The 6,496-nt window shown below is 49.1% G+C and carries 6 protein-coding genes; all 6 read right to left on the reverse strand.

The window, feature by feature from the left end:
* Positions 1–1,455, reverse strand: a complete 1,455-nt coding sequence (locus VFK44_09210) for a glycoside hydrolase family 32 protein (GenBank protein HET7628551.1) — start codon at positions 1,453–1,455, stop codon at positions 1–3.
* Between the two features lie 9 nt (positions 1,456–1,464).
* Positions 1,465–2,562 carry a carbohydrate ABC transporter permease gene (locus VFK44_09215; protein ID HET7628552.1) on the reverse strand — a complete coding sequence of 366 codons (1,098 nt, stop codon included), beginning with the start codon at positions 2,560–2,562 and terminating at the stop codon, positions 1,465–1,467.
* Complete coding sequence (locus VFK44_09220) at positions 2,563–3,687, reverse strand: sugar ABC transporter permease (protein ID HET7628553.1); 1,125 nt, start codon at positions 3,685–3,687, stop codon at positions 2,563–2,565.
* 68 nt (positions 3,688–3,755) lie between these two features.
* Positions 3,756–5,114, reverse strand: a complete 1,359-nt coding sequence (locus VFK44_09225; GenBank protein HET7628554.1) for an ABC transporter substrate-binding protein — start codon at positions 5,112–5,114, stop codon at positions 3,756–3,758.
* Between the two features lie 144 nt (positions 5,115–5,258).
* A complete protein-coding gene (locus VFK44_09230; GenBank protein ID HET7628555.1) occupies positions 5,259–6,269 on the reverse strand; it encodes a LacI family DNA-binding transcriptional regulator in 1,011 nt (336 codons plus the stop codon).
* A 116-nt stretch (positions 6,270–6,385) separates the two neighbouring features.
* Positions 6,386–6,496: sugar phosphate isomerase/epimerase (locus VFK44_09235; protein ID HET7628556.1), on the reverse strand; the 111-nt coding region annotated here is incomplete at its 5' end.

Here is a 6,496-nt window from a genome sequence, read left to right on the forward strand (position 1 = left end):
TCACGTTTCCAACGTCCAATAATCGATGGCGGAAACACGCACATCGCCGCCTTCTGCCTCCCATTGAATCGCGCGATTCGCCGGGTTCGCGAACACGAGGCTCGACATTGCGCGCTCACCGTCGTTCGTAAACACTTCAATCGCACTTTTATCAAGAAATACATGTAACGTCAACGTATCACGATCGGCATCGACCGTCCAGCTGCGCTTCCCTTTCGGTCCCCCGCCTGCAGCGTCGCGGTCAAACGTGATCGTTCGTGACGCAACGTCAAACGACAATGTCACGCGCTCCACGCCGTCATCACTTACCCGCAAAGCGAGGCCGAACGACGACGCTGTACAATTTTTCAAATCAAACGTCGCTTTCAATTCACCTACGTCACCTGAAATCCCAGCCAGCGTTCGTTTTTCTCCAGCGGCCAAGGCGACATTTTTATAAGATACGTGTTCTTGTCTAAGTGTTTCGAGTTCCGAAACCGGCTTGACCAACAACCGGCCGTCTTCATCCAAAACGAGCTCGCGCGGAACCGTCATGCAGCCTGCCCAACCGTCGGCTTCGGCAATGTTTTCCATTCGCATCCAGCCGATTAAGATCCGCCGCCCACTCTCGTCTTCAAACGTTTGCGGGGCGTAAAAGTTCAACCCTTCGTCAATCTTGGCAAAGTCGCCGTGACGGTATTCGCCTGTCGCATAATCGAGATTTCCGATGAAACAGCCCGAAATGTCTGGTTGATCGGCCGGTCCGACGCCTTGCGGAGAAACGAGCAAGACTTCCTTGTCCCCGAGCGTAAAGAAATCAGGACACTCGAGCATATAGGCTTCCCAGTCGCTGCTGTCCGTCAGCACGCTTTCAAACGACCAGTCGAGCAAGTTAACGGATGAATAAAGCAGCACTTTGCCGTTCCCCTCGCGCGTCGCACCAAGCACCATATACCACTTGCCTTCGTGAGGCCAAACTTTCGGATCGCGAAAGTGGGAACTGACGCCGTGTTCCGCAGGAACTTCGAGAATCGGATTGATCGGAAGTTTGCGAAAATGCACGCCGTCTTCGCTGACGGCAATGTTTTGCGTTTGGACAGCCTCTTCGTCTTCGTCATCCGCCAGCCAACGATTCCCGGTATAAAACAACCATATTTTCCCTTCATGCTCTACCGCACTTCCCGAAAAGCAACCGTCGCGGTCGTACTGTTCGTCGGGAGCCAGCGCGATCGGCAAATGCTCCCAATGCACGAGATCCGTGCTTTTCATGTGACCCCAATGAATGTTGCCCCACTTCGCTTCATAAGGATTGTGCTGGTAAAACAAATGATACGCCCCGTTCACTTGAATGAGGCCGTTCGGGTCATTGATCCAGAAAGCAGGTGCAGCTGCGTGGTAATCCGGCTTATAAGGATCTTTCTCGGCGAGTGAAACCGCACCTTTTACAGATTCCATTGCTTTTTCTAATCGATTCATATTGTTGCATCAACCTTTCACGGAACCGCCGAGCAGTCCTCGTACAAAATAACGTTGCAAGAAGAAAAACACAGCGAGCGGCAAAATCATCGAAATAAATGCGCCGGACGTGAGCAAATGCCATTCCGAGCCGCGCGTGCCGACCATTCCGGCCAATTGCATTGTTAAAACTTGGTGATTCGGCACCCCGCCAAGATAAATAAGCGCAATCAAATAATCGTTCCACACCCACATGAATTGAAAAATCCCGATTGATGCGATCGCCGGCACCGAAAGCGGCAAAATGAGCCTTGTAAAAATTTTAAAGTGACCGGCACCGTCGATGAATGCCGATTCGAAGATATCTTTCGGAATTTGGCTAATGTAGTTGTGCATAAAATAGGTCGCGAGTGACAACCCGAAGGCCGTGTGGGCCAGCCAGACGGCAAGGAACGTGCCGTTGATGCCGAGAGCGATAAAGTCTTTCAAGTCGGGCACAAGCGCGACTTGTACCGGAATGACAAGCAAGCCGATAATCGCCATGAGCAAGATGTTTCTTCCGGGAAATCGCATCCACGCAAACGCGTAAGCGGCGAAAGTCGAGACCGTTAAAGGAATCAACGTCCCCGGGATGGCGACAGCGATCGAATTCAAGAAAGCCCGCCCGAGATTATCCCCTTGCATCGTCGTCATCGAACCGTCGGGACCGGCCACTTGGTAAGTTCCGCCTGTCAGCACGTGCAAATAATTTTTAATCGTAAACCCGAGGTTTGACGTCCATTCTTCGTCTTGGACGGCCACCGTTTTACGCAAACGGTTTTCCCAAACGATCCGTGTATTTTCAGCAATTTTTACACCGTTTTGCAGCTGTTTATCCGTCACCTGTTCGCCTTTAACTTCAAACGGCTGATCAAGGTTCACATCTTTTGGAAGCGTAATAGTAGATTCCGTTACCCAAGCTTCGTGCGGAAAGATCGTCCACCAGCCGCTCGTATTAATATCATTCGGCATGCGGAACGAAGAGATGAGCAAACCGAACGTCGGGAGGATCCACAGCAAGCAAATGAAGCCGAGAATGACGTTGACGAGCCATTTCTTCGAGCCTCTATTATTCGGGTTCGCCGCCATTTAAAATCCCTCCTCTTTCTTGAACCGTGATGCATTGATCCAAATGACCGGTATGACAAAGAGCAAAAGCAAGATCGCCAAAGCCGAACCGTATCCTTGGTTGTCATACGTGAAAAATTCTCTGTAAAATTTCGTCGCGATGACGCCGGTGCCATACTGACCGCCTGTCATGACAATGACGATATCGAAAATCTTCAAGCTGAAAATCACGATCGTCGTCGTAACCGCGGCCAACGTCGTTTTAATGTAAGGCACGATGATTTTGAAGAAAATGCGTATTTCGCTCGCACCGTCGATTCTGGCCGCCTCCAGCAACTCGTTCGGAACGCCTTTAATTGAGGCCGAAAGAATGACCATCGCAAAACCGGTTTGCATCCAAATCATGATGGCGATCAAAAACAAATTGTTCCAAGGCTGAACGAGCGACAGCCAAGCTTGCGGCTCACCGCCGAACGCCTGCACAACGGCGTTCAATAAGCCGATTTGATGATCGCCTGGTTCATAGGCGTAAATGAACTTCCAAACGACGCCGGCCCCGACGAAAGAAATGACCATCGGCATAAAAATGATACTCTTAGCGATTTTCTCAAAACTGCTTCGTTCGGCAAGCACAGCGATGAGAAGCCCGAAGGCCACGCTGAAAAACGTGCCGAAGACGACCCACATGAGCGTATTTCTGAGCGTAATGAGCATCTCTCTTTGCGTGAAAATCGCCAAGTAATTTTTTAATCCTACAAAAACATCGCCGTTCGGTCCGAAGAAGCTCATGACTAACGTGCGCAATGCCGGTATAAACAGCAGCCAGCCGAGAATAAAGACGGCCGGGCTGATGAATACGAACGGTTGGATCTTTTTCTTCACGCTTTCCGGATATAAGGACAAGACCCAGTTAAGAGATAAGTAGATTGTGAAAATCCCGACCGATCCCCAAACGACTGCAACGATCGTTAACCAAACCGGACTAATGTCGTTTTGTTTCAATAAGGAAAACACGCCGTAATGGAATATAAAATTGACAGCCAAAACGAGCACCGTCAAAAGGACTTTCATCCATGGCCGCTCACTTGGACGACTTGTCGAGTGCGATTGCTCCGCTTCCGCCGGCGTCTGCTTCCCGGTCTGCATGTCGTGCACCTCCGTATGCGTAATGGAAAGGCAAGGGCCGGTCCTCATGAACCGGTCCCCGTTTTGCCTTACTGCTTAAATCCCGACTGAATTTCTTTCAACGTTTGTTCCAAGTTCGTCGTTCCGCTTAAGTAATCGGTCATCCCTTCCCAGAACGATCCTGTACCGACGGAAGAAGGCATCGAGTCCGAACCGTCAAAGCGGACCGCATCGGCATTCAAAATCTTTTCCGCGACTTTTTTCGTCACCGGATCTTGATACCAGCTCAGCTTCGAATCTTTATGCGGAGAAATCGCGCCTCCGGATTGAATCCAAGACTTCAACGATTCACCTGTCGTGAAATATTTCATGACCGCGCGAACTTCCGGCCGATCGTTAAACATCGCCATGATGTCACCGCCAACAAGTAACGGCGCGCCGTACTTCTCATTCATTTGCGGCAAAACGAAGAAATCAAAGTCTTCCGGCGTTACGCCTTGCGGGAAGAAACTCGTAATAAAGTTTCCTTGCAAAAGCATAAAGGCCTTTGGCGGATGCGTGAACAACGGTTTCGGTGCATCCCCGAAATTCGTCGAAACAATCGATTTTGTTCCACCATAAACATACGCGTCATTCATGAAAATGTTCGAAAATTGCTTGAACGCTTCTTTCACAACATCAGAAGTAAACGGCAGTTCCCCATTTACCCATTTATCATAATTCTCCAGTGATGTCGTACGAAGCATAATGTTTTCGATCCAGTCCGTCGCCGGCCAACCGGTACCTGCGCCAGCTTCAATCCCGAACGACCAAGGTTTATAGCCGTCGTCAGCCATTTGCTTCGTCAATGCCATTAGTTCGTCCCAAGTTTTCGGCACTTCATATCCAGCGGCTTCAAATGCATCCTTCGGATACCATACAAAGCTTTTTGCATTTACACGCTGCCATACGCCGGCAACAATCTCACCGTCTTTGCCCGGCATCGTCGAAATGTCGATCCAGCTTTGATCGTATTGTTGTTTCAAGTAATCTTTCGACAAGAACGTTGAAACATCAACAACTTGACCTTTTTTCGCAAACTCTTTTAAAGCACCGGGCTGCGGGAAATCCGCGATATCAGGCGGGTTGCCGCTTTTCACCCGGATACCGATCGTGCTGTTGAACTCTTTCGAGTTCGTATACTGAATGTCGATGCCCGTTTTCTCTTCAAAACTTTTTACCGACTGATTGAACTTCACTTCGTCAGGTCCCGAGAATGGCCCGAGGATGGTCACTTTCGTTCCTTTAAATTCACCATTAAAAGCGGCCTTTAACGGATCCCCTTTAAAGTCGGAAGAACCGCCGTCTTTTCCACTGTTCCCGCTCGTTTCACTGTTCCCGCACGCCGCCAACAGCATCGCAAATACGAGCATCAACGCAAGAAGAAACTTTCCCTTTTGGTTTCGCAATTCCCGTCAACTCCTTGAATTTTGATTTGAAAAGGTTTTCAAACAAAAGTAACGAAAAACACCATGATTTCCCGGTAATTCTGCTTGGATTCGTTGAAAAGGTTTTCATACAATGGATGATCGGACCCGCAGATGGGACCGCGATCACGGATTCGGCGAAGCCGTAGAATCCCTCTCAATCAATTCGTGAGACACAATTTCCCGCAACGGTCCCAGATCATTCCCATCAATGAGCGCAGTAATTTTCTCAATTGCCTTATGCCCGATTTCGTCAAGCGGCTGCGCAATTGTCGTCAATTTCGGAATGCACATTTGCGAGATCCGCAAGTTGTCGAAACCAACGACCGACACATCTCCAGGAACTGTCTTGCCCATCTCGGTCAACGCCGAAATGGCTCCGAGTGCCAATTCGTCGGAAGCGGCAAAGACCGCCGTCAAATCCGGATGCTTGGCGAACAGCTTTTTCGTCGCCTGCGATCCGTTTTGAAACCAATGCGGCGCAATTTCGCAGCCGTCATCAGGTGCCTCAAGCCCATTCTTTCGCAGCGCTCGCATAAACCCTTGATAACGCGGCAATCCGGCAATCGGATCGCTTAATGGGAAACTAATCATGCCGATTTTCCGATGTCCGAGACTGATTAAATAGTCGGCAGCGTCAAAGGCGGCTTGCTCATCATTGATTTTGATTGAAGGAATTTCATACTCCATCGATTGGGTGGAGACAAGCAATACCGGAATGCCCATCTGCTCGAAAATTTCTTGATAATCAGGATATACCGGTTCACTCGTGAAAATGATGCCGTCGACGCGCTTTTCGTTTAAAATTTGCAAGTAAGACAAGATCGTCTTATGATCCCGATTCATGCCGCAAATCATTAAGTTGTAGCCTTCATCGCGAGCCGCTTCTTCCATACCGTGAAGCAATTCGGGAAAATAGAGGCTTTTCACGTCGGAAATCATGACCGCCAACGTTTTCGTTTTCCCGGAAATCAGCCCCCGGGCCAAAGCATTAGGCTGATAATTCAAAGCTTCAACAGCATTCAGTACTTTTCTCCGTTTCTGTTCATCCACTTGCGCCGAATTGTTCAGTACGCGGGATACCGTACTGATTGAAACATCGGCCAATTTCGCCACATCTTTAATGGTCTTTTTCATGTGCGTTGACATCCTCTGATTCTTTGAAAACCTTTTCAAATAATGTTAGGGGATATTTAGTAAGCTGTCAACCCTTTTTTGCCACAAAATAAAAGCGGGGAGAGCCTCCCCGCCATTTACGCCCACCACATTTCGGCAGGCTTTTCCCGAATCAAAACCGACTTTAAATGATTCACCGCCGTAGCAAATCCTTCTTGCACCGACATAAGCGGATCTTCATGTTCAAT

It is taken from the genome of Bacillales bacterium, assembly GCA_035700025.1.
Classification (GTDB): domain Bacteria; phylum Bacillota; class Bacilli; order Bacillales; family DASSOY01; genus DASSOY01.